Annotated in this window: 22 protein-coding genes; 8 read left to right on the top strand and 14 right to left on the bottom strand. The window is 65.0% G+C overall.

Features of this window, described 5'->3' with window-relative positions; genetic code table 11:
- The 3 genes from J8G26_RS01550 to J8G26_RS01560 form a co-directional block, all read right to left on the bottom strand.
- Nucleotides 1-1551 (bottom strand): PAS domain-containing methyl-accepting chemotaxis protein, encoded by a 1551-nt coding sequence (locus J8G26_RS01550; RefSeq protein WP_210567676.1) that lies wholly within the window; start codon nucleotides 1549-1551, stop codon nucleotides 1-3.
- 244 nt (nucleotides 1552-1795) lie between these two features.
- The gene (locus tag J8G26_RS01555) at nucleotides 1796-2527 is read right to left on the bottom strand and encodes a Crp/Fnr family transcriptional regulator (protein WP_210567677.1); all 732 of its coding nucleotides are present in this window, start codon (nucleotides 2525-2527) and stop codon (nucleotides 1796-1798) included.
- A gap of 330 nt (nucleotides 2528-2857) precedes the next feature.
- Entirely contained in the window at nucleotides 2858-3781 is a 924-nt protein-coding gene (locus J8G26_RS01560; RefSeq protein WP_210567678.1) for a DMT family transporter, read from the bottom strand.
- 76 nt (nucleotides 3782-3857) lie between these two features.
- On the opposite strand from J8G26_RS01560, the gene J8G26_RS01565 reads away from it, so the two are divergent.
- From J8G26_RS01565 to minE, 4 genes are all read left to right on the top strand, one after another.
- Nucleotides 3858-4727 carry an ion transporter gene (locus tag J8G26_RS01565; RefSeq protein WP_210567679.1) on the top strand — a complete coding sequence of 290 codons (870 nt, stop codon included), beginning with the start codon at nucleotides 3858-3860 and terminating at the stop codon, nucleotides 4725-4727.
- A 136-nt stretch (nucleotides 4728-4863) separates the two neighbouring features.
- Entirely contained in the window at nucleotides 4864-5637 is a 774-nt protein-coding gene (gene minC, locus J8G26_RS01570; protein WP_210567680.1) for a septum site-determining protein MinC, read from the top strand.
- 44 nt (nucleotides 5638-5681) lie between these two features.
- The gene (gene minD / locus J8G26_RS01575; protein ID WP_210567681.1) at nucleotides 5682-6500 is read left to right on the top strand and encodes a septum site-determining protein MinD; all 819 of its coding nucleotides are present in this window, start codon (nucleotides 5682-5684) and stop codon (nucleotides 6498-6500) included.
- A 3-nt stretch (nucleotides 6501-6503) separates the two neighbouring features.
- Nucleotides 6504-6770, top strand: a complete 267-nt coding sequence (gene minE, locus J8G26_RS01580; RefSeq protein WP_086926180.1) for a cell division topological specificity factor MinE — start codon at nucleotides 6504-6506, stop codon at nucleotides 6768-6770.
- Between the two features lie 82 nt (nucleotides 6771-6852).
- On the opposite strand, the gene J8G26_RS01585 is transcribed toward minE, so the two are convergent.
- Entirely contained in the window at nucleotides 6853-7296 is a 444-nt protein-coding gene (locus J8G26_RS01585; RefSeq protein WP_246881205.1) for a flavin reductase family protein, read from the bottom strand.
- Nucleotides 7297-7487: 191 nt separating this feature from the next.
- Here J8G26_RS01585 and J8G26_RS01590 point away from each other — a divergent pair, with 191 nt between their 5' ends.
- Nucleotides 7488-8276, top strand: coding sequence for an alpha/beta fold hydrolase (locus J8G26_RS01590; protein ID WP_210567683.1), 789 nt, complete (start codon nucleotides 7488-7490; stop codon nucleotides 8274-8276).
- A 31-nt stretch (nucleotides 8277-8307) separates the two neighbouring features.
- Here J8G26_RS01590 and J8G26_RS01595 read toward each other — a convergent pair whose 3' ends face one another.
- Nucleotides 8308-9645, bottom strand: a complete 1338-nt coding sequence (locus J8G26_RS01595; RefSeq protein ID WP_210567684.1) for a D-amino acid dehydrogenase — start codon at nucleotides 9643-9645, stop codon at nucleotides 8308-8310.
- A gap of 200 nt (nucleotides 9646-9845) precedes the next feature.
- Between J8G26_RS01595 and J8G26_RS01600 the strand changes: the two genes are divergently transcribed.
- Nucleotides 9846-10757 (top strand): LysR family transcriptional regulator ArgP, encoded by a 912-nt coding sequence (locus J8G26_RS01600; RefSeq protein ID WP_210567685.1) that lies wholly within the window; start codon nucleotides 9846-9848, stop codon nucleotides 10755-10757.
- Nucleotides 10758-10883: 126 nt separating this feature from the next.
- Nucleotides 10884-11498, top strand: a complete 615-nt coding sequence (locus J8G26_RS01605; RefSeq protein ID WP_210567686.1) for a TetR/AcrR family transcriptional regulator — start codon at nucleotides 10884-10886, stop codon at nucleotides 11496-11498.
- A gap of 76 nt (nucleotides 11499-11574) precedes the next feature.
- Here J8G26_RS01605 and J8G26_RS01610 read toward each other — a convergent pair whose 3' ends face one another.
- The 3 genes from J8G26_RS01610 to J8G26_RS01620 all read right to left on the bottom strand — a co-directional run bounded on the left by J8G26_RS01610 (nucleotide 11575) and on the right by J8G26_RS01620 (nucleotide 13953).
- Nucleotides 11575-11997 (bottom strand): universal stress protein, encoded by a 423-nt coding sequence (locus J8G26_RS01610; protein ID WP_087742931.1) that lies wholly within the window; start codon nucleotides 11995-11997, stop codon nucleotides 11575-11577.
- A gap of 109 nt (nucleotides 11998-12106) precedes the next feature.
- Entirely contained in the window at nucleotides 12107-12952 is an 846-nt protein-coding gene (locus tag J8G26_RS01615; protein ID WP_210567687.1) for a metallophosphoesterase, read from the bottom strand.
- 26 nt (nucleotides 12953-12978) lie between these two features.
- Entirely contained in the window at nucleotides 12979-13953 is a 975-nt protein-coding gene (locus J8G26_RS01620) for a LysR family transcriptional regulator (RefSeq protein ID WP_210567688.1), read from the bottom strand.
- A 127-nt stretch (nucleotides 13954-14080) separates the two neighbouring features.
- On the opposite strand from J8G26_RS01620, the gene J8G26_RS01625 reads away from it, so the two are divergent.
- On the top strand, nucleotides 14081-14515 hold the full coding sequence (locus J8G26_RS01625; RefSeq protein WP_087742934.1) for a hypothetical protein: 435 nt from the start codon (nucleotides 14081-14083) through the stop codon (nucleotides 14513-14515).
- A 248-nt stretch (nucleotides 14516-14763) separates the two neighbouring features.
- On the opposite strand, the gene J8G26_RS01630 is transcribed toward J8G26_RS01625, so the two are convergent.
- The 6 genes from J8G26_RS01630 to J8G26_RS01660 all read right to left on the bottom strand — a co-directional run bounded on the left by J8G26_RS01630 (nucleotide 14764) and on the right by J8G26_RS01660 (nucleotide 21420).
- Nucleotides 14764-16638 carry a phosphoenolpyruvate carboxykinase (GTP) gene (locus tag J8G26_RS01630; RefSeq protein WP_210567689.1) on the bottom strand — a complete coding sequence of 625 codons (1875 nt, stop codon included), beginning with the start codon at nucleotides 16636-16638 and terminating at the stop codon, nucleotides 14764-14766.
- Between the two features lie 300 nt (nucleotides 16639-16938).
- Nucleotides 16939-17643 carry a 7-cyano-7-deazaguanine synthase QueC gene (gene queC / locus J8G26_RS01635; RefSeq protein WP_210567690.1) on the bottom strand — a complete coding sequence of 235 codons (705 nt, stop codon included), beginning with the start codon at nucleotides 17641-17643 and terminating at the stop codon, nucleotides 16939-16941.
- A 75-nt stretch (nucleotides 17644-17718) separates the two neighbouring features.
- Complete coding sequence (locus J8G26_RS01640; protein WP_210567691.1) at nucleotides 17719-17865, bottom strand: hypothetical protein; 147 nt, start codon at nucleotides 17863-17865, stop codon at nucleotides 17719-17721.
- Nucleotides 17866-17940: 75 nt separating this feature from the next.
- The gene (locus J8G26_RS01645; protein WP_087742937.1) at nucleotides 17941-19140 is read right to left on the bottom strand and encodes a threonine ammonia-lyase; all 1200 of its coding nucleotides are present in this window, start codon (nucleotides 19138-19140) and stop codon (nucleotides 17941-17943) included.
- 307 nt (nucleotides 19141-19447) lie between these two features.
- Entirely contained in the window at nucleotides 19448-20179 is a 732-nt protein-coding gene (locus J8G26_RS01650) for a glycine zipper family protein (protein WP_246881185.1), read from the bottom strand.
- Nucleotides 20180-20535: 356 nt separating this feature from the next.
- Nucleotides 20536-21420 carry a LysR family transcriptional regulator gene (locus tag J8G26_RS01660; protein ID WP_210567692.1) on the bottom strand — a complete coding sequence of 295 codons (885 nt, stop codon included), beginning with the start codon at nucleotides 21418-21420 and terminating at the stop codon, nucleotides 20536-20538.
- Between the last annotated feature and the right edge of the window lie 7 nt (nucleotides 21421-21427).

Raw genomic sequence — 21427 nt, forward strand, 5'->3', positions numbered from 1 at the left:
TCACACCCCTTGCCGGAACACCGACGCGGCCTCGTCAAGGCGCTGGGCCTGCTCGCCCAGCACCTGGCTCAGTTGGGCGTTGTGCTCCACCTGTGCCGCATTGAGCTGGGCCATTTGTTCCAGTTGCACGAGCGACTGGTTGATCTGGGCCACGCCATGCGCCTGCTCCTGACTCGCCAGGCGAATGTTTTCCATCATGAGGGCCACGCGCTCAACGACCTGCACGGCTTCGGTCAGCGTGTGGCCGGCGGAGGTCACGGTGCGGTTGCCCGCATCAATCTGCGCGGCCGATGCGTCGATGAGTTGCCTGATTTCTTTGGCGGCATTCGCACTCTTGATGGACAGCGATCGCACCTCCGACGCCACGACCGCAAAACCCTTGCCATGCTCGCCCGCGCGCGCCGCCTCGACCGCAGCGTTGAGTGCGAGGATGTTGGTCTGGAACGCAATGGAGTCAATCAGGCTGGTGATGTCGGACACTTTCTCGCTCGATGCCGAGACGCCGCGCATGTTCTCCTGGGCCTGCGCCACCATGGCAGCACTTTGCGAAGCGACCCGAACCGCCTCCGCCGCCATCTGCGCGGCCTGAGCGGCGGTCTCGCTGTTGCTGCCGATGGTGGTGGCAAGTTGTTCGTTGGCGGCGGCTGTTTCTTCGACGCTGGCAGCGGCTTCGCGCGTGCGCTCAGCCAGTTTTTCATTGCCCTGCTGCAGATCGTCCGCACCGCTGCGCACACGCATCGCCTTGCCCTGGATGTCGCCCACCAGCGCGACCAGGTTGAGCGATGCCTGCTCGATGCCGCGCATCAATGTGCCGATCTCGTCGCAGCGGTTCAGGAACAAGGGCTCGGCGCGCTGGCCGCTGGCCACCGCCTGCGCTTGGACCATGAGCTGTTGCAGCGGCCCGTGGACCGCCGTGCGTAGCCACCAGCCGCTGAGCAGCACGGCCAGCGTCCACCCCGCCAGCGCAGGCCATTGCGATGCCGCCTGCGCCCCGTTTGAAGCCATGCCTGCAGCACCCGCTAACCACAAGGCCACAAGCCCCAGGCGCATGCGTGTGGCCAGGGAAACGAAGCGCCAGCGTGTGTACCAGCCCAGCAGGCTCTTGCGCACCACCTGGCCACGCCGCAGGCCGAGCTTGCGGCTTCCCGTGCGGATGTCTCGGTAGACCTCTTCGTGCGCGGCCACGCTTTCGCTGTCGGGCCGGGTGCGCACCGACAGGTAGCCTTTCACTTCACCCCGCTGGCGGATGGGCGCGGCGTTGGCCCGCACCCAGTAGTGGTCGCCATCCTTGCGGCGGTTCTTGACCAAGGCCGTCCAGGTGCGACCGCTCTGGATGGTGCTCCACATGTCATCAAACGCTGCGGGCGGCATGTCGGGGTGCCGCACCAGGTTGTGGGCTTTGCCATACAGCTCGTCGCGTTCAAAGCCGCTGCAGGCGATGAAGGCATCGTTGGCGTAAGTGATGCGCCCTTTCAGATCGGTGGCAGACAGCAAGGTTTCGTGCTCGCCTACCGGGTACTCGCGCTGCGTGACGGGGCCGTTGTTTTTCATGGGAGAAAAGCTGGGTGAACATTCTTGGCATCAATCGAAACCACTGGGCCGTGGCATGGCGCCGCGGCAGCGGAAAAAACATTATGGGAAGTTGTTACGTAAGGTCATAGCGGGTATCCGCCCCGTTTGCCCTGTATCTGAACCTGATGTGACTCATGTCACCGAAAATTGCCTGCTCTGTGTTGAATAAGCGGCGCACGCTGGCGCGCAGCAAAGCGCCCGCCTGGCCGGCGTGCGCAGTGGCTTATTGCGTCAGTGGTGGATTCGTCGCTTTGATGGTCTGGGCCAGTCGAGGCACATTGAGGTCGCAGTAATAGCGGCCAAACCGGCTCACGTCGCCCTCTTTTTCGAGGCGGGCAAATGCCCGGGTGATCGATTCGCGTGTGGTGCCCAGCAGGTCGGCCAGGATGGTCTGTTTCGGAAGGCGCACACGCAGGCTGCTTTGAAGGTCGCTCAGGTGCATCAGAGCGCCCGCCAGTTGCCGCGCCACGCTGTCGCCGCTGCTCAGCTGGTACCAGTTGCAATGGCTCTCGATCGCAAGTGCCATCGCCTCGGACAGATGGCCCAGAAAAACCGGGTCTTCGAGCAGCCCGCTGCGCCTTAGTGCTGCGGCAGGCAGCTCACAATACCGGCCGTCCAGAATGCCGATTTGTGTGACCGGATTCGGCCGGCCCAGCAGTCCAAAGCTGCCTATCACCGTTCCGCGCCCGAAAACGCCGATCGATTGGCGGTTGCCGTAGCGTGACTCGCGGCGCAGCAGGGTGGCACCTGATTTGATGATGCGCAGGGCGGTGGAGGTCGATCCTTGGTTCTCCAAAACATCGCCCGCGCGAAAGCTGTGCTCCTTGAGTTGAAGTTCGGGCACTCGATCGCCCTGAATGCGGTTTACCGGGCATGGCTGTTGCACCGAGCAGTGCCGACAGTGTTGGTTTACGAGCGCAGCGGCCCCTGTTACGACCGTGGAGCAGGCGGTCATGGCTGGCGCAGACCAGTGGGGCGAGGCGTCAGGATGTAAGTGGCGGGTTTGTGCATGGTTCCTGCAAAGCGCAAGTAGTCGGGCATGGGATGGGGCGCGTGATGCGTGCGCCTGTAAAAAATGCACGTATTGGCGCCAGTCCCGTCGAAAAATCTCAGGTTTCAGGGGCGCACATCATGTTTTGACGGAGCGTACCAATGGTGACATTTTGTCGCATCTGGGTGCACTGTTCAGTGTGCGCTGATGGTCATGTATTTGCTGCTAAAAAAATAGCTTGCAGCGCTTATTTATCAATGGCTAAGGGCGCTTTTGGTCCAAAACCCGTGCCCATCACGCCGCTGCAGGCCGCCGGTTCACCAGCACGATGCCCGCAGCCACCAGTACCAGCGCGGCCACCAGCCCGGTGGTGACGGGCTCGCCCAGCCACCAGGCGCCAAACAGCAGTGCGAACACCGGCGTGAGGAACACAAACACCGAGATCTTCGTGGCCGGGTAATGCGCCAGCATCCACATCCAGGCCAGGTAGCTCACAAACGCGCCCACCAGCGCCTGCACCAGCAGCGAGCCCCAGGCAAACCGGCTGAATTGCCAGACCCAGGGCTCTCCCAGGCCCAGCGACAGCACCGGCAGCACCACGGTGCTCACGCCCACTTGGTACAGCAACTGTTTGGCGGGCGCCACCCGGGCCAGGGGCGTGCTGCGGATGACCACGGTGGTCAGCGCCCACATCAGGCCCGCCGCCAGCCCCAGCAGGTCGCCCAGCCAGGCCTGGGGCAGGGCGGCATTGGCGGGGCCCAGCAGCCCGTCGCCCAGGGCCAGCCCCACGCCGACAAACGCGGCGGCCAGGCCCAGCCACTGCCAGCCCTGCAGGCGCTCGCCCGGGATGAAGCGTGGCAGCAGCAGGGCCACCCAGAACGGCGAGGCGTACAAAAACACCGTGAGCCGCGAGGCAGTGGTGTACTGCAGACCGAGGTAGATGCAGGCGAACTCGCCCGCGAACAGCGCCCCCGCCAGCAGCCCGGCGCGTGCCGCCCCGACGGGCTCGGCGGCCATTGACAGGCGCACGCCGCGCCACAGGCACCAGGCCGTCACCGCGACGGTGGCCAGCGCGAAGCGCACAAAGGCCTGGAACACCGGCGCCACCTCGGCCACCGTGGCCTTCACCAGCACCTGCTGGAAGCCCCAGAACATGCAGCACGCCAGCAAAAAAGCGATGGCCAGGGTGTCGAGGTGGAGCTTGCGGCTGTGGGGCATGGGCCGATTATGGGCACCGTACTACAGTGGCAGCAGCCACGTGCGCTCATTCCAACCACCAACGCATCGCATTCCCATGCCCCAGGTTTCCCCAGACCCCGATCTCCCGCTGCAAGGCTGGCGCCTTCGGCTTTACACCATCATCTTCGAGGCCGACACACGCGCGGGTCGTCTCTTTGACTTGACGCTGATCGTCACGATCTTGTTGAGCATCGCTGTGGTGGTGGCCGACAGCGTGCCCGCGCTGCATGAGCGCTGGCGCCAGCAGTTCACCTGGGCCGAGTGGGGCTTCACTGCGCTGTTCACGCTCGAATACATCGCCCGCCTAGCCTGCACCCGGCGGCCGTTGCGCTATGCCACCAGCTTTTTCGGCGTGGTGGACCTGCTGGCCATGCTGCCCACCTACCTGGCCCTGCTGCTGCCGGGCGCGCATGCGCTGATCGATGTGCGCGTGCTGCGTCTGCTGCGCGTCTTCCGGGTGTTCAAGCTCACCTCGTACCTGACCGAGTACCGGGGCCTGGGCCGGGCCCTGCAGGCCAGCGCCCGCAAGATCATCGTGTTCATCACCGGCGTGCTGATGATCGTGCTGGTCATGGGCACGCTGATGTACGTGGTCGAGGGGCCGGCCAACGGGTTTTCCACCATTCCCACCGCGGTGTACTGGGCCATCACCACCATGACCACGGTGGGCTTTGGCGACATCACCCCCAAAACCGACCTGGGGCGCTTCATCGCTTCGGTCATGATGCTGCTGGGCTGGGGCACGCTGGCCGTGCCCACGGGCATCGTGACGGCCGAGATGACCTCGCAGCGCCTGTCTGCAGTGCCTGTGGCCACCACCCGCACCTGCCACGAATGCCTGACCGAAGGGCACCTGCCCGAGGCGCTGTACTGCCTGCACTGCGGCGCCCGCTTGCCGCAATGGCAGCACGAGCCCCGCCATTGAGGCAGCATGCGAGCCAGCGTGCACGGGGCGTTACGGTTTTGCGGGGTGCTGCACAGTACACTTTGCCCTTTTGGCACCACCAGCGGTGTGCCTGCCCGGCGCACCATGGCGCGCCCTCCATCCCTGCAACCCATCCATGGCCTTTGACACGGCGGCGCAAGCCCGCACCAGCTTTGACCTTAAAAGCGCCTCGCTGCCCGTGGTGGCCGTGGTGCTCAAGACCGCCGACGCCGCGCAGTTTGCCGCTGATCTGGCCGAGCGCGTGGCCGATGACCCGGGCTTTTTCGACAACGACCCGGTGCTGATCGACCTGGCTTTGGTGCGCGAAGCGCCCGAACCCATCGACTTTGCCGCCATCACGGCGCAGCTGCGCCGCCACAGCACCTTGCCGGTGGCCGTGCGCGGCGGCAGTGCCACCCAGATGGCGGCGGCGCGCGCCGTCGGTCTGGCCGCAGCGCCCGACGCCCCTCCGGCCCGCGCCGAAGCGTCCGCACCCGAAGTGCGCGAGGTCATCCGCGAGGTGGTGCATGAGGTTGAAGTGGTGCACGAGGTGGTGCGTGAGGTGCCCACGCCCGGCCCCGGCACCGTGGTGGTCGATAAACCCCTGCGCTCGGGCCAACAGGTCTATGCGCGCGGCGCTGACCTGGTGGTGATGGCCGTGGTGAGCTTTGGCGCCGAAGTCATTGCCGACGGCAACATCCATGTTTATGCCCCGTTGCGTGGCCGTGCCATTGCCGGAGCACGCGGCAACACCGAGGCCCGCATTTTTTCCACCTGCCTGGAGCCGCAACTGGTTTCCATCGCGGGCATTTACCGCACCACCGAGACCGAATTGCCCGCCGACGTGCGCGGCAAGCCGGCGCAGGTGCGGCTTGAAGGCGAGAAGCTCATCATCGAGCCGCTGGCCTGAGTTCTTATTTCATTCGTACCAACCCCACAGAGAATCAGCAACACATGGCCAAAATCGTCGTCGTGACCTCCGGCAAGGGTGGCGTGGGCAAGACCACCACCAGTGCCAGCTTTGCCTCCGGCCTCGCCTTGCGCGGCCACAAGACTGCCGTGATCGACTTTGATGTCGGCCTGCGCAACCTGGATCTCATCATGGGCTGCGAACGCCGCGTGGTGTATGACCTCATCAACGTGATCCAGGGCGAGGCCAACCTGAACCAGGCGCTCATCAAGGACAAGCAGTGCGACAACCTGTTCGTGCTGGCCGCCAGCCAGACGCGCGACAAGGACGCACTGACCCAGGAAGGCGTCGAGAAGATCCTGACCGACCTCGCCGGCATGGGCTTTGAATACATCATCTGCGACTCGCCCGCCGGCATCGAGAGCGGCGCGCTGATGGCCATGCACTTTGCCGACGAGGCGCTGCTGGTGACCAATCCCGAGGTGTCCAGCGTGCGCGACTCCGACCGCATCCTGGGCATGCTGGGCAGCAAGACCCGCCGCGCCATCGAAGGCGGCGAGCCCATCAAGGAGCATCTGCTCATCACGCGCTACAACCCCAGCCGCGTCGAAGACGGCCAGATGCTGAGCCTGGAGGACATCCAGGACATCCTGCGCATCAAGCTCATCGGCGTGATTCCCGAGTCGGAAGTGGTGCTGCAATCGTCCAACCAGGGCTCGCCCGCCATCCACGCCCAGGGCACCGATGTGTCCGAGGCCTACAAAGACGTGATCGACCGCTTCCTGGGCGCCACCGACAAGCCGCTGCGCTTCATCGACGCTGAAAAGCCCGGCTTCTTCAAACGCCTGTTCGGGAGCAAATAAGCCATGGCGTCATTCCTGTCCTTCCTGCTGGGCGAAAAAAAGAAGACCGCCAGTGTTGCCAAAGAGCGTCTGCAGATCATCCTGGCGCACGAACGCAGCGGCCGCAACGCCGCCGAGCCCGACTACCTGCCCGCGCTGCAGCGCGAGCTGGTGGCGGTGATCTCGAAATACGTGAAGATCAACCCGGACGACCTCAAGGTGCACCTGGAGCGCCAGGACAACCTCGAAGTGCTCGAAGTCAAGATCGAGCTGCCCGAGGCGGCGCGCTGATTTTTGGGGCGAAACAGGGCGCTGGCGCCCTTTGGATAAGCGCTTGCAGCTATCAAAAATGAAGTAAACGCGTCCTGGCTTGCTACAGCGGGTGCTCGGTGTAAAAGCGCCCGCCGTGGTACAGCAGGGGCGACATGCCGTCCTGGTGCTGGCAGCGCTCGACCTCGCCGACAAAAATCACATGGTCGCCTTCGTCGTAGCGGCTGCGGTTGAAGCACTCGAAGGTGGCCGCCGCGCCCGCCAGCAAGGGGGCGCCGCTGATGCCGGGGTGGTGTTCCACGCCCGCGAAGCGGTCGATCCCGCGGGCGGCAAAACGCTCGGCCAGGGCCTTCTGGTCGGCCGCCAGCACGTTGATGGCGTAGTGGGAGCCATTGGCAAAAGCCGGCATCGAGGCGGCTGCGCGCGCCAGGCTCCACAGCACCAGGGGCGGCTGCAGCGACACCGAATTGAACGAATTGGCGGTGAGCCCGATGGGCTCGCCCGCCGCATTGCGGGCCGTCACGATGGTCACGCCCGTGGCGAACATGCCTAGCGCATCGCGAAACTCGCGCGCGGAAAAACTCGGCGGGCGGGCCAGGGCGGGTCGGTGCAGGGAGCTGTTCACAAAAGCGGGGCGCAAAGCCGTGGGAATGGGGAAGGCTATTATGGTGTGGCGCCCGTAACCGCACAGGCGTGGGGCGTATCCAGCCGGTATGGGCCCCTTCCTCGGAACACTGCATGGCACTCTTACCCACCTACATCACCCTGGGCGCAGGCCCCACCGTGCTCATGCTGCACGATGCCGACGGCGGCCACCTCACGTTTGCGCCCCAGGTCGAGCGGCTGGCCAGCGCCGGCTACCGCGCCGTGGCGTGGGACATGCCGGGTTATGGGTTCAGCGCGCCCATCGAGCCCTACACCTTCAAGGGCCTGGCGCAAAGCTGCCTGGCGCTGGTGGCTGCGCTGCAATGCGGGCCGGTCACGCTGGTCGGCCATGGGCTGGGTGCCATGCTGGCGGCAGAGGTGGCGTGGCGCCAGCCCGCGCTGGTGCGGCGGCTGGTGCTGTGTGCCGGAGGCCCGGGGCTTGATGCCCAGGCCACGCAGGACTGGATCACTCCCCGATGGCAGGCGCTGCAGGCGGCGGACGGTGGCCAGTCCATGGAACTGTTGGCCCAGGCCCTCGTGCCCCGGTTCATTGGCAGCGGCGCCTTGCCCGAAGGCGTGCGGCTGGCGGGCCATGCCTTGGCGCAGGTGTATCCGGCCACCTACCGGCGGGCATTGGAACTGCTGGCGCTGTTTGACCGCGATGCCGCGGCGTTCAGGCGCCTGGCGATGCCCACCTTGCTATTGGGCGGCGCCATGGACCCCTGCACGCCACCCGCTGCGCTGCAGGCCCTGGCCCAGGTGCTGCCCGATGCCCGCCACCAGAGCCTGGCGCATGTCGGCCACTGGCCCCAACTGGAAGACCCGGACGGATTTGACGCTGCGTTGCTCGACTTTCTGGCCGAGCAGCGCCAGCTGCATTGAGCGGGGCGGCGCCAGGCGTGGGAAAAGGCGCTCAGGCGGCAACGGTGCTGCGCCCCGGCAGCCCCGATTCGGCGCCCAGAAAGCCGAAGTGCATTGCGGGCTGCGCGCCGCTGATCAGCTCGGCCAGGGCTTTGCCCGAGCCCGCGCCATGGGTCCAGCCCAAGGTGCCGTGACCGGCATTCACCCACAGCTTGCCCACGCGCGTGCGGCCGATGAAGGGGATGTTGGTGGGGGTGGCCGGGCGCAGGCCGGTCCAGTATTGCGGGTCGCCACCTTGCTCGGGCGTGCGGGTGTCGCACACGCCGGGCAGGGTTTCCTCGATGCGGCGCGACAGCATGTGGCAGCGCGCCCTGGCCAGGGGGCTGTCCAGCGACAGATCGAACCCGCCCAGCTCGATGGTGCCGGCCACGCGCAACACATCGCCCAGTCGGCTCATGGCGATTTTCTTGCCGTCGTCGATGGTCGAGACCATGGGTGCGCCTTCGGGCTGGAGCAGCGGGAAGGTGGCGCTGTAGCCCTTGCCGGGGTAGATCGGCAGATCCACGCCCACGCTGCGCAGCAGCGGCGCGCTGTAGGAGCCGCAAGCCACCACGATGGCATCGCCCTTCAATATGATGTCTTTTTTGCCGCTAGCCCCCGATTGGCGTGCGGTGATAGCTACTGAATCAATAGCATTGCCAATCTTGTTCAGGCGCAGTACATCGTGGCCATACAAGAACTGCGCGCCGCGCTCGGCGCAGCGGCGGGCCAGTTGCTGGGTGAATACGCGTGCGTCGCCGCTTTCGTCGGTGCTCGTGTAGGTGCCGCCGGTGATGCGGTCGCCATAGGCCTTGAAGGCTGGTTCGATCTGCAGCAGCTCGTCGCGGCTGACGAGGCGGCGCTGCACACCGAACTTGCGCATCAGCTCGACCGCGTGGCCCGCGTCGTCCAGTGATTTCCGGTTGGTATAAAAGTGCGCGATGCCGCGCTCGAGGCGGTGGTATTCGATGCCGGTGGTCTGCACCACGTCTTTCAGGGCTGCATGGCTGTAGGCACCCAGCGCCACGATCTGTTGCACGTTGCGCTCGAACGCCGTGTCGTTGCACTGCGCCAGAAACTTCAGGCACCAGCGCCATTGCTCCCAGTCCAGCTGGGGGCGCAGCAGCAGCGGTGCCTCTTTGTCGAACATCCACTTGAGCGCCTTCCACGGCGCTGCACGGTTGGCCCAGGGCTCGCAGTAGCTCACCGAGATCTGCGCCGCGTTGGCGAAACTGGTCTCCAGCGCCGCATCGGGCTGGCGGTCGACCACGACCACGTCATGTCCGCGCTCCAGCAGATGCCAGGCGGTGCTGATGCCAATGATGCCGGCGCCCAGAACAATGGTTTTCATAGACGGAGCGTGTTGTGAATTTTTACGTGCCTGCGCAAGCCGGGCAACAGCCTGGCCACCTTGTGGCAGGCCACTCTCATGCAGTGTGCGCGACATTGCCTTACTCTAAAAGCAAACTTAAGCTTGCTCCAAAAACATCAGCGCATCTAATAGATGCGCGCTGCGGATTTTCTCCCATTTTTTTGCCTGAGATGAAGACCATGAGCACCTACGATCCGGCCGCCCTGGAATGCCTTGCCGCCATTGTGGAAGAGGGCGGTTTCGAGCGCGCCGCCCAGCGCCTGAATGTCACGCAGTCGGCGGTGTCGCAGCGCCTGCGGGCGCTGGAGGCGCAGGTGGGCTCGGTGCTCATCGTGCGCAGCCGGCCGTTGCGGCCTACCTCGGCGGGGCAGTTGCTGCTCAAACACACCAAACAGATGCGCCTGCTGCGGGCCGACCTGGAGCGGGACCTGCAGGAGCTGGCCCCCAGCGCACCGGGCGGCACGCGCGACGACGAGCGCATCTCGATAGCCATCAACGCCGACAGCATGGCCACCTGGGCGATGGGCGCGCTGCACGATCTGGTGCGCCAGCGCCTGCCGCTGGAAATCATCGTGGACGACCAGGACTTCACCCAGGAGTGGCTGCGTTCGGGCCAGGTGCTGGGCTGTGTCACCACGCTCAAGCAGGCATTGCGCGGCTGCAAGATGGTGCCGCTGGGGGCCATGCCCTATGTGGCGGTGGCCTCGGCAGCGTTTGCGCAGCAGCACCTGCCACAGGGGCTGACGCCGCACAATTTTCGCGACGTCTCCTTTCTGTCGTTCAACCGCAAGGACGACATGGCGGCCGAGTTCGTGGCGCGCGCGTTCGGCCTCCAGCGGGTGGCGCTCAACCACCTTTTCGTGCCCAGCGCCGAAGGGCAGATGCGGGCCGTGGCCGCGGGCTGGGCGGTGGGCGTGGTGCCCGAACTGCTGGCGCGCAGTGGTCTGGAAGATGGCTCCCTGGTAGACCTGGCGCCGGGCCACGCCTTGCCCATCCAGCTGTATTGGCATTGCTGGAACCTGGAGTCGGAGCTGCTCGACGCCTTGACGGCGGCCCTGAAAGGCGCCGCAGCCGAAGCACTGGTTCCCTGAGCCTTGGCGGGGCGCTTTGCCCGCGCGGGGCATCGTTTGCCGGCCAGTGTTGATCGAAAAATGAACGGCATGGCTGCAGCGCAACTGATAAAGTTGTTTTGGAACCATGGCGTATAAGATGCCGCCATGCAAATGCCGAAACCCAAGGTTTCCTTCAAGGAACAAATGCACCTGGCGCGCGAAGACGCCATCCTGCAGTCCACCTGCCGCCTGCTGGGCGAAAAGTCCTTCGACGCGATGACGATGGACGATGTCGCCAACGCCGTGGGTATCGCCAAGGCCAGCCTTTACAAGCACTTCGCCAGCAAGGAAGATCTGTGCTGTGCTGCCATGGTCCAGATCCTGGGCCGTGTGCGCGCCTATCTGGATACCCTGCCCGCCGACATGCAGCCGCAGGACAAGCTGCGCGATCTGGTGCGCTGGTCGCTCGCGCGGCTGATCACCAACGAAATGCCGCTGTTGCCCAGCCGTAATTCCAGCCTGCGGGCGGTGCTCATGGCCAACAAGGAGTACCTGGACGGGTTGGTGACGGTGAGCGACCAGATTGGCCAATGGATCACCGAAGCGCAGGCGCAAGGCGACATCAACCCCGCATTGCCACCGCTGGTGGTGCTGTACACGCTGTTTGCCCGCGCGTGCGATCCCGTGGTGGGCTTCCTCAAGGAGGGCGGCCAGTATTCGGACGCAGAAATCGTGGACTGGGTGGTGCGCACCTGTTTTGACGGACTGGCGGCGCGCTAGCTAGCGGCGCGCAGCCCGCAGCCCTTCCACGAAAAAAACCCTGCCAGGGCAGGGCTTGGGTGCTTGCGCTGCCGCCTCAGCGCACGATCAGCAGCGGCACCTTGCTGTGGGCCAGCACCTGGGTGGTGACCGATCCCATGACCAGTGTGGCGATGGCGCCGTGGCCATGCGAGCCCATCACCAGCAGGTCAAACTTGCCCGTGTCGGCCACCTTGGCAATGGTTTCACCCACTGGGCCCACCTTGACATTGCGCTTGGGCTGCACGCCATGGCGCGCCAGGAATTTGCATACCGGCGCGAGAATCTTCTCGGATTCTTCGGCGTGGTAGGTGTCCACCATTTCCTTGCCCAGCGCAGCGCGTGCGCGTGCCGGCAGGGGCATTTGCACGGTGAGCACGGTGTATTCGTGGGTGCCACCCAGCAACTCTTCATGGGTGGCAAGGTAGGCGAGCATTTTCTTGGTGTAGGCGCTGCCATCGACAGCAAGCAGGATGTTCATGGTGTGTTCTCCAGAATGAGTGGATCAGGCTAATCTGCGCGCGTTGTTGTTGTCTTGACCTATGACAGGCTTTCTCGTGCGCTCGGATAGGTTGTCAGACCTGTGCCCATCATACGGAAATGCAGTACTGCGCCTGGAACATTGCCTGTTCCCCCTTGCGTGCATAGCCGAGCGGATTGGCCACCACGCGGCATTGCCAGGGCGCGCCCTGCCCGTCGGTGCCCGATGCCATGTAGTCGCTGGGTGCATGCAGGTGGCCGTGCAGCCACAGCTGGGCCAGCGGCAGCAGATCGTCCAGGACGTTGCAAAAACCGGCCGTGCCGGGCACCAGTCCATAACGCGGATCGGCACTGCGCAAGCTGGGCGCGAAATGGGTGACGGCTACCGTGGGCCCGCTGTGGGGCCCGGCCAGTGCGTCACGCAACCATTGCTGGCACAGCAAGGCCTGCGCGCGCACAGGCTCTGCCAGAAAGGGCTCGCCGTGGCGCGTTCCGCCCGTCTTGCGCAGGTAGAAGTTGGCGGCCCGGAATGCCTTGTCACGCAACTTGAGGCGCCGCGTGAGGTCGGTGCTGCCTTCGTGGTCGGCCAGGGCATCAAAGTCGCTCCACAGCGTGGTGCCGACAAAGCGCACGCCGTCGAGCACCAGGCTCTCGCGTTCCAGCCAGGCGATGCCCAGTTGGTCACAGACCGTGCGCAGCCGGTGGTGGGCCGCGTCGAAATCCTGCGCGTCGTATTCGTGGTTTCCGGGTACGAACAGCACGGGCATGGGCCAGCCGGCAAACTGCGGCAAGGGGGAAAAGCGTTCCAGGCCAAAGGCCTGGTCGGTGAGTTGCCCGCCCGCCTGGTACGAGCCGATGTCGCCGGCCAGCACCAGCACATTCGCTGCCGCGGCAGGCTCGGGCGTGAAATGGGGATGCGCCTCAAGGTGCAGGTCGGACAGCAGCTGTATCTTCATGGCGGGGCAGTCTACGGGGCGTCCAACTATTGAGTCGTGGCGCGTTCTTGGGGAAAGGTGCGCCGCGCGGCGCGTGCCAGCGCCAGCAGCAACCAGTTGATGGCTGCCTGCTGCGGGCCGCGCCGGCGCCACAGCGCATCCACATGCACCGCCGGCACATCCAGGGGCAAGGTGCGCAGCACCAGGGCTTCGGCGATGCCGGTGACAGGCACAAAGTGGCGCGGCAGCACGGTGAGCAGATCGGAACTGGCCACCACCCGCCCCGCAGTGAAGAACTGGTTGACGGTGAGCACTACGCGCCGCTCGCGTCCCAGCGACGCCAGGGCTTCGTCGATGAAGCCAAACGGGCGCCCCGAAAAGCTCACCAGCATGTGGCGGGCGAGGCAAAACTGGTCCAGCGTCAGCGGCGCCCCGGCCAGCGGATGGCCCTGGCGCATCACGCACACATATTCGCCGTCGTAGATGCGGCGGCTGTCAAAGGCAATCACGCTGCCTGACTGCGCCCGCGCCGTCAGGTCGGCCAGCACGGCAGGAAAGTAACCCACGGCCATGTCGGCGGATTCTTCTTCGAGAAGACGGCGGGGGTCGCGAGTGGTGAGTGGCAGTACCCGCACCGAAATGCCGGGCGCCTCGCGCTCCATGATTTCCACCAGCCCGGGCACCAGCGTGGCGGCGGTGGCATCGGCCATGGCCAGCACAAAGGTGGATGTGGCCGTGGCGGGCTCGAACACGCCGGGGGCCAGCGATTCCTGCAGCTGCGCCAGCGCTTCGCGCACCGGCGGCCACAGCGCCAACGCCCGATGCGTGGGCTCCACGCCGTGGCCGCTGCGCACCACCAGGTCGTCGCCCAGCACATCGCGCAGGCGCCGCAGCGCATTGCTGACAGCCGGTTGCGTGAGTGACAGCTTGTGCGCCGCTCGCGTCAGGCTGCGCTCGGCCATCACCTCGTCAAAGACGCGCAACAGATTCAGGTCGAGAGAGCGGAAGTTCACGGGGGCCATGGAATCGATATATCACCAATATGAATGATTGGAATTCATAATATAAACTTGAATCGATAAAGGGTAAACCCTAATATCACTCATCGCCTGGCTATTCTGACCAGAGCGCTGGAAAAAGGATCTCAAAATGACCAGTTACGCACACGTGAACTACCCCACGGAACACCCCGGCGTGGTCCGGGCTGAAAACGCCATCGCGGCGCTGCAGAATATTGCCGCAGGTTTTGATGGTGCGCGGGGCGCTGCCTCCTTGATGCTGGCCGCGGTGGTTGCTGCGCTGCTCGTGGTGGCCAACCAGGTGATCGACACCTGGGGTGATGGCCACCTGCTGGCCGCTTGGATGATGTTGTGGGTGGTGGCATTTGCGGCCATCGCCTTGCTCGCCACGCCAGCCCGCCGCGCATCCGTGGCGATGCGCACCGGCTACAAGGCCTGGGCGCAAAGCCGCCGCCAAGCCACTGAAGACCAGCGCACCTGGAAAGTCGCCTTGGAAGACGCCCGCATGATGGCTGACCTGAGTCGCGCCATGAGCGCCGCCGCCACGCAGGACTTGCGCAAGTAAATCAAGCACTGCCTTTGGTCTGAATGCACCCGGTATTGCCGGGTCGCGCAACCATAAAAGCCGTGGCACTGCCCACGGCTTTTTTCATGGGCGTTCCGCCTGCGCCGAAGCCGTAGGCGCATGCAAAAGCCGCCTGGCCCGGGGTGGGGCGGGGCGGCTCAAGCGCATTTCTCGAATCCCCAAGAGTGGCTACCAGGAGCCCGAGCGCTCCTGTGCCGTAATCAGGTCCGAGGTCTGGTGCGCTGGCGTCAGATCGCTGCGAGGCGCTTTTCAATCGCGGCGCGGGTTTCCAGCAGTTCCTTGGGCAGGTGATAAGCCAGCTGCTCGAAATGGGCATCGTGCAGCTTGAGCTCTTCCACCCAGGCTGCCTTGTCGATGTGGGTCACGGTCTGGAACTGCTGGGCGGTGAAGTCGAGGCCCGTCCAGTTGATCTCGGCGTATTGCGGCGCGATGCCGAACATCGTGTCCTGGCCCTGAGCCTGGCCTTCGATGCGGTCGATCATCCACTTGAGCACGCGCATATTGTCGCCATAGCCGGGCCAGACGAACTTGCCCGCTTCATCCTTGCGGAACCAGTTCACGCAGAAGACCTTGGGCAGCGCCTTGCCGGTGGCGGCAATCTTGCCCTCCATGTTGAGCCAGTGCTGGAAGTAGTCGCTCATGTTGTAGCTGCAAAACGGCAGCATGGCGAACGGGTCGCGGCGCACCACGCCCTGGGCGCCAAAGGCGGCGGCAGTGGTCTCGGAGCCCATGGTGGCGGCCATGTACACGCCTTCGGTCCAGGTGCGGGCTTCGGTCACCAGCGGCACGGTGGTCGAGCGGCGGCCGCCGAAGATGAAGGCATCAATCGCCACTCCATTGGCATCGTCCCACTGGGGGTCGAGTGCCGGGTTGTTGGTGGCGGCCACTGTGAACCGCGAATTGGGGTGGGCGGCCTTGGCGCCGGTCTGTTTGGCGATTTCGGGGGTCCAGTCCTTGCCCTGCCAGTCGATCAGGTGGGCGGGGATGCCGCCGCCGTCTTTCTCCATGCCTTCCCACCACACGTCGCCGTCGTCCGTCAGGGCCACGTTGGTGAAGATCACGTCCTTGTCCAGGCTGCGCATGCAGTTGGGGTTGGTGTGCATGTTGGTGCCGGGGGCCACGCCGAAATAGCCCGCTTCAGGGTTGATGGCGTACATCTTGCCGTCGGCATGGGGCTTGATCCAGGCGATGTCGTCGCCAATGGTGGTGACCTTCCAGCCGGCAAAACCGGCTTCGGGCGGCACCAGCATCGAGAAGTTGGTTTTGCCGCAGGCGCTGGGGAAAGCCGCCGCAACGTGGTACTTCTTGCCTTGGGGGTTGGTCACGCCCAGGATGAGCATGTGTTCGGCCAGCCAGCCCTGGTCACGGCCCATGGTGGAGGCGATGCGCAGGGCCAGGCATTTCTTGCCCAGCAGCGCGTTGCCGCCGTAGCCCGAGCCATACGACCAGATTTCGCGCGTTTCGGGGTAGTGCACGATGTACTTGACCTTGGGGTTGCAGGGCCAGCTGGTGGTGTCTTTTTCGCCAGCAGCCAGGGGCGCACCCACGGTGTGCATGCAAGGCACGAACTCGCCTTCCACACCCAGCACGTCGTACACGGCCTTGCCCATGCGGGTCATCAGGCGCTGGTTCACGGCCACATAGGCGCTGTCGGTCAGTTCCACGCCGATGTGGGCGATGTGGCTGCCCAGCGGGCCCATGCTGAACGGCACCACGTACATGGTGCGGCCCTTCATGCGGCCGTCAAACAGGGGTTGCAAGGTGGCGCGCATGTCGGCGGGCGCCATCCAGTTGTTGGTGGGGCCGGCGTCTTCTTTCTTTTCCGAGCAGATGTAGGTGCGGTCTTCCACGCGCGCCACGTCCGACGGGTCGGACCAGGCCAGGAAGCTGCCGGGCCGCTTGGCGGGGTTGAGCTTCTTGAAGGTGCCGGCATCCACCAGCTGCTGGCACAGGCGGTCGTACTCTTCCTTCGTGCCATCGCACCAGTAGATGCTGTCGGGCTTGCACAGGGCGGCCATGTCGGCCACCCAGGCCAGCAGGCGGGCGTTTTTGACGTAAGCGGGGGCGTTGAGATTCAGGCCCTGCATCGTGGGTGCGTTCATCGGGAAGCTTCCTAAGTTGAAAAACAGTTTTTTCAAAGGAAGCGGACCGGGCGGGTCACGGCAAGGCCTGGCGCAGGTGCGGATGCTGAGCGCTGCCTTTGAAAAAACGGCTTTCGTGCTCAGTCGGCGGGCGGGCACGCAGTGCAGCCCCACGCGCTGGAGGCAGTGCCACGAGTTCCGCGGGTCGGCTGGGATGTCGATTTTATGAATCTGCCGCCGATTTGTCTGTCAGTCACGGGTCAAAATCATGCAAAAGATGCATGGGGTTATGCCGGCGGAATGCCCGCCCGGGCCAAGAATTCAGGCCTGTGGCGCCTGCCAGCGTTCATACCCGGCCTTGCGCAGCGCGCAGGCCGGGCAGGTGCCGCAGCCATAGCCCCAGGCGTGGCGCACATCGCGCACGCCGTGGTAACAGGTGTGGGATTGCTCCAGAACGATGTCCACCAGGGCCTGGCCACCCAGGGTGTGCGCCAGCTGCCAGGTGTCGGCCTTGTCCAGCCACATCAGCGGGGTTTCGAAGGTGAAGCGCTGCCCCATGCCCAGCGACACGGCCACCTGCAGGGCCTTCAGGGTGTCGTCGCGGCAATCGGGGTAGCCCGAAAAATCGGTCTCGCACATGCCGCCCACCAGCGTGTGCAGCCCGCGCCGGTAGCCCACGGCCGCCGCCAGCTGAAAGAACAGCAGGTTGCGCCCTGGCACGAAGGTGTTGGGCAGGCCGGCGGCGGTCATCACGATGGCTGTGTCGCGCGTCAGCGCCGTGTCGCTGATCTGGCCCAGCACGGCCAGGTCGATCATGTGGTCCTCGCCCAGCCGTTCGCGCCACTGCGCAAAGCCCGCGCGCAAGGCGGCCAGCACTTCCTGGCGCGCCTGCAGCTCCACCTGGTGGCGCTGGCCATAGTCGAAACCGATGGTCTCGACATGTTCGAAATGCTCCAGCGCCCAGGCCAGGCAGGTGGTGGAGTCTTGTCCGCCAGAGAAAAGTACGAGGGCGTGTCCGGATCGCATGGGCGGCTTCTTTCAGAAAGGGTGGGCGTAAAAAAACCCCGCGCTGCGGGGTTCGTGCAGTGGGCTGTGCGCGCCTTAAGCCATGTTCACGGCAATGAAAGCCAGCAGAAAAATCATGATGGCACCCACCACTGGCAGCACCACGGGAATCAGCGGGACAACGTTTTCCACGGCGTCAGCCGAGTGCGCTTCGGGGGCGTGCGAGGTGGTGTGGTCAGACATGGCAAGGGCTCCAAAGGGCGTGAAACTGGCGCAATTCTAGCTGCTGCACTGCAGGGTGGTGCACGCACCGGGGGCTTACATCAGCGCCGCCTCCATGCCGGCGCCACGCAACGCCTCCAGCACCTGGGCCACATGGGGCTGGCCGCGCGTTTGCAGCACCAGTTCGATCTCCACATTCTGCGCGGCCAGCATGGTGAAGGCGCGCTGGTGGTGCACCTCTTCGATGTTGGCACCCGCGTCGGCCACGGTGGCGGTGATGCGCGCCAGCACACCCGGGATATCGCGTGCGCTGACCTTGATGCGCGCCAGCCGGCCCGAGCGCACCATGCCGCGCTCGATGATCGCGGCCAGCAGCAGCGGGTCGATGTTGCCGCCGCACAGCACCAGCCCCACCTTCTTGCCGGCAAAGCGCTCGGGGTAGCGCAGCAGCGCGGCCAGGCCTGCGGCGCCCGCGCCTTCGACCAGGGTTTTTTCGATCTCCAGCAGCATCAGCACGGCCTGCTCGATGTCGCCCTCGTCCACCAGCACCAGGTCGTCCACCAGGCGCTTGACGATTTCCTGCGTCAGGGTGCCGGGCGTGCCCACGGCAATGCCCTCGGCGATGGTGGACGTGCCCTGCGGGTGGTGCGTGCCCTGGATGGCATTCACCATCGCCGGAAAGCGCGAAGTCTGCACGCCAATGATCTCGATGCCCGGGCGCAGCGCCTTGGCCGCCGTGGCCACGCCGGCAATCAGCCCGCCCCCGCCCACGGCGATGACGAGGGTGTCCAGGTCGGGCACGGCCTGCAGCATCTCCAGCGCCAGCGTGCCCTGGCCGGCGGCCACGGCTGCGTCATCGTAGGGGTGGACGAACACCAGCCCCTCGGCATCTGCCAGGTGGTAGGCATGGGCGCGCGCCTCTTCCAGCGTGTCGCCATGCAGCACCACCTCGGCGCCAAAGCCGCGCGTGCGCTCCACCTTCACGCCGGGCGTGAAGCGCGGCATCACGATCACGGCGCGCAGCCCCAGGCGCTGCGCGTGGTAGGCCACGCCCTGCGCATGGTTGCCGGCGCTCATGGCCACCACGCCCCGGGCGCGCTCGGCCGGCGTGAGCAGGGTGAGCTTGTTGCAGGCGCCGCGCTCCTTGAAGGATGCGGTGAACTGCAGGTTCTCGAACTTCAGGAAAACCTGTGCGCCGACGATGTCCGACAGCGTGCGCGATTCGACGCATGGCGTATCGAGCACCTGGCCCTGCAGCCGGGTGGCCGCATCGCGAATGTCTTGAATGGAAAGCATGACCGTGATTGTGGGGCAGCAGCGCACAACGCTAAAAAACTACTCTATTGATAGCTGCATGCGCTTATGGATAAAGCGCTTGCGGTCGATTGAGCCTGATTGGCGACATACCTTAGACCAACCCCGTACGCGCTGAGCTGTCCAAGCCAGGGCGCCCCTTGCAAACAGCCCTTCGACAGCTCAGGGCGAACGGGGTTTGAGATATGTCGCGTTTCAGGTAAAAATGGCTTCTAGCGCTTGTGCAGCAAGCGTTGGAAGCTCACATTTTGATAGTGAATCTGCCGGGCACCGTCGATCACTGCCGGCCTTAGCGCAACACCCTGCAGTTGCCGAATTCGCAGCGGATCGCCAGCGCATCGCCGTTGGCGCAGGCCACGCTGTAGGTCTCGAACCCAGGCCCCTTGGCCGCCAGCGAGGCCACGGGCTGCTCGCTGCACGACTGGCTGCGCGCCAGGCGCTCGGCGCTGAAGGCTTCGGTGCCGATCGGGCGGGACGGTGCCTGCGCAGGCGCGGGGCGCCATGGCATCGGCCGGGGCATGGCAGCCACCGGGCCGTAGCCCCTGGCCACCATGCAGGCTGCTTCGGTGCGCTGGCGCCGCTCCAGCGCCTGCAGCCCCTGCGTGGCACCCAGCACGCCACCCACGGCGGCCCAGTCGCGCACCGTGTCGTGCCCGTAGCCCAAGCCCCACACCAGCGCAGCTGTCACGAGCGCACCTTGCACCAGGCCGTCCAGCGTTTCGGCCACTACGCCCACCTGGGTAGCGTGCTGGCGGCAAGTGGCCAGGTCGGCGCTGTAGCGAGCGCTGGCAGTGTCGTCGGGCGCCAGTTGCGCCGGCAGGTCTGGGCCGTGCGCGGCGCAGCCTGCGAGCACCAGGGCGATCAGGCCGGCGCACAGCCGTTGCGGCAGCGCTTGCAGGGCGTGCTTGCCGCCCCGGCCGAGGCCCATCGCGGCGGCGATGGCGGTCGTGGTGCGGGGGCGGCGTGTGGTGGTCATGTCGTATTGGAACGCCAGGTTAGCGCGGTGGGTGGGCGCATCCATAGGCCGTTTCCAGGAGGAAGAATGTACCAGCGCCGCAACTCGGGATCGATTTTGGCGGCGTGCATGACGCTCTAAGTCAAACCGTGAATCTGGATACGCTGAGGGCCGGCAAGCCAACTGGCGATCACAGCTTCGCTTTCTTTTTCGCTGAACGGCACACCACGCAGTCCAATTTGCTGATCACGACATCGCTGGTTTTGAGAGACCCACCCAACGCAGTATCCGAGCCAGGGTCCATCGCCTTGATCGGCCTTTCACTGGTGGGCTTGGCTGTGGCTCGCCGCCGCAAAGCGGCCTGCTTCAGAGGTGAAAATGAGAAATCTGGAGGTGAGCTAAAGCACATGTGGAGACGCAAGTCATACTGCCCTGTTCTGTTGCTCCTGCAAGTATTCAATCAGGCGGCGCACGCGCAGCGGCATGTGGCGTGTGGCCGGAAAGACCAGATAAAAAATGCTCTCATCGGTGGACGTCCAGTCGGGCAGGACTCGCACCAGACGGCCGCTTTCAACGTGGCCCGCTGCGTAATACGCCGGCACGCTGACAATCCCCAGGCCATCCAGTGCCGCCTGTATGGCCGCGGCGCCGCTGTTACTCGAAAAGCGCCCGGCCGGCTTGACGCCGCTGCGGCGCTTGCCCTTGCTGAATTCCCACGGCCTGCTGCCCAGCGACAAACACTGCTCGGGGGGCAGGTCGGCCGGAGAATCAATGTCCGGCAACGACTGCAACATTTTCGGACTTGCCAGTACATCCATAGGCACCGAGAGCAGGCGTGTGGCAACGAGTGAACTGCTACTTTGCAGAGGCCCCATGCGCACCGCGAGGTGGAAACCTTCCGCCAGCAGATCGACATTGCGTGCCGAAACATCGATATCCAGTTGCACCTGAGGATGCTCCACGCAAAAACGGGTGAGCAAAGGCACCAGCTCGTCTTCCGCAAACTTTCCAGCAAGGCTGATGCGAAGGTTGCCTTCGATGGCTTCGTGCGTTGCCAGCAAGGTGTCCTGTGCACCCAGCAATTCCTGGATCAGCGGTTGGCTGATATCGAACAGCCGACGACCGGGCTGCGTCAACTGCATCTGCCGGGTGGTGCGGATAAACAGTTGTGTCGCAAGTCGACTTTCGAGGCCGGCGATCTGCCGGCTGATGTGCGAAACCGATACCCCGAGCTGGCGCGCCGCCGCGGTAAAGGTTCCGCAATCGACGACCGCAACGAATTCCAGCAGACCTTCGAGAGAGTGCATTTTTGCA

The organism is Acidovorax sp. JG5, from assembly GCF_017939685.1.
GTDB lineage: Bacteria > Pseudomonadota > Gammaproteobacteria > Burkholderiales > Burkholderiaceae_C > Acidovorax.

What these genes read in the sequence shown, in the direction of transcription:
- J8G26_RS01625 (WP_087742934.1), top strand. Translation starts at nt 14,081, where the DNA reads ATGACCAGTTACGCACACGTGAACTACCCCACGGAACACCCCGGCGTG.
- J8G26_RS01645 (WP_087742937.1), bottom strand. Translation starts at nt 19,140, where the DNA reads ATGCTTTCCATTCAAGACATTCGCGATGCGGCCACCCGGCTGCAGGGC.
- J8G26_RS01660 (WP_210567692.1), bottom strand. Translation starts at nt 21,420, where the DNA reads ATGCACTCTCTCGAAGGTCTGCTGGAATTCGTTGCGGTCGTCGATTGC.
- J8G26_RS01565 (WP_210567679.1), top strand. Translation starts at nt 3,858, where the DNA reads ATGCCCCAGGTTTCCCCAGACCCCGATCTCCCGCTGCAAGGCTGGCGC.
- J8G26_RS01600 (WP_210567685.1), top strand. Translation starts at nt 9,846, where the DNA reads ATGAGCACCTACGATCCGGCCGCCCTGGAATGCCTTGCCGCCATTGTG.
- J8G26_RS01590 (WP_210567683.1), top strand. Translation starts at nt 7,488, where the DNA reads ATGGCACTCTTACCCACCTACATCACCCTGGGCGCAGGCCCCACCGTG.
- J8G26_RS01630 (WP_210567689.1), bottom strand. Translation starts at nt 16,638, where the DNA reads ATGAACGCACCCACGATGCAGGGCCTGAATCTCAACGCCCCCGCTTAC.
- minD (WP_210567681.1), top strand. Translation starts at nt 5,682, where the DNA reads ATGGCCAAAATCGTCGTCGTGACCTCCGGCAAGGGTGGCGTGGGCAAG.
- J8G26_RS01550 (WP_210567676.1), bottom strand. Translation starts at nt 1,551, where the DNA reads ATGAAAAACAACGGCCCCGTCACGCAGCGCGAGTACCCGGTAGGCGAG.
- J8G26_RS01620 (WP_210567688.1), bottom strand. Translation starts at nt 13,953, where the DNA reads ATGGCCCCCGTGAACTTCCGCTCTCTCGACCTGAATCTGTTGCGCGTC.
- J8G26_RS01595 (WP_210567684.1), bottom strand. Translation starts at nt 9,645, where the DNA reads ATGAAAACCATTGTTCTGGGCGCCGGCATCATTGGCATCAGCACCGCC.
- J8G26_RS01560 (WP_210567678.1), bottom strand. Translation starts at nt 3,781, where the DNA reads ATGCCCCACAGCCGCAAGCTCCACCTCGACACCCTGGCCATCGCTTTT.
- queC (WP_210567690.1), bottom strand. Translation starts at nt 17,643, where the DNA reads ATGCGATCCGGACACGCCCTCGTACTTTTCTCTGGCGGACAAGACTCC.
- J8G26_RS01585 (WP_246881205.1), bottom strand. Translation starts at nt 7,296, where the DNA reads ATGTTCGCCACGGGCGTGACCATCGTGACGGCCCGCAATGCGGCGGGC.
- J8G26_RS01615 (WP_210567687.1), bottom strand. Translation starts at nt 12,952, where the DNA reads ATGAAGATACAGCTGCTGTCCGACCTGCACCTTGAGGCGCATCCCCAT.
- J8G26_RS01650 (WP_246881185.1), bottom strand. Translation starts at nt 20,179, where the DNA reads ATGGATGCGCCCACCCACCGCGCTAACCTGGCGTTCCAATACGACATG.
- J8G26_RS01610 (WP_087742931.1), bottom strand. Translation starts at nt 11,997, where the DNA reads ATGAACATCCTGCTTGCTGTCGATGGCAGCGCCTACACCAAGAAAATG.
- J8G26_RS01640 (WP_210567691.1), bottom strand. Translation starts at nt 17,865, where the DNA reads ATGTCTGACCACACCACCTCGCACGCCCCCGAAGCGCACTCGGCTGAC.
- minC (WP_210567680.1), top strand. Translation starts at nt 4,864, where the DNA reads ATGGCCTTTGACACGGCGGCGCAAGCCCGCACCAGCTTTGACCTTAAA.
- J8G26_RS01605 (WP_210567686.1), top strand. Translation starts at nt 10,884, where the DNA reads ATGCAAATGCCGAAACCCAAGGTTTCCTTCAAGGAACAAATGCACCTG.
- J8G26_RS01555 (WP_210567677.1), bottom strand. Translation starts at nt 2,527, where the DNA reads ATGACCGCCTGCTCCACGGTCGTAACAGGGGCCGCTGCGCTCGTAAAC.
- minE (WP_086926180.1), top strand. Translation starts at nt 6,504, where the DNA reads ATGGCGTCATTCCTGTCCTTCCTGCTGGGCGAAAAAAAGAAGACCGCC.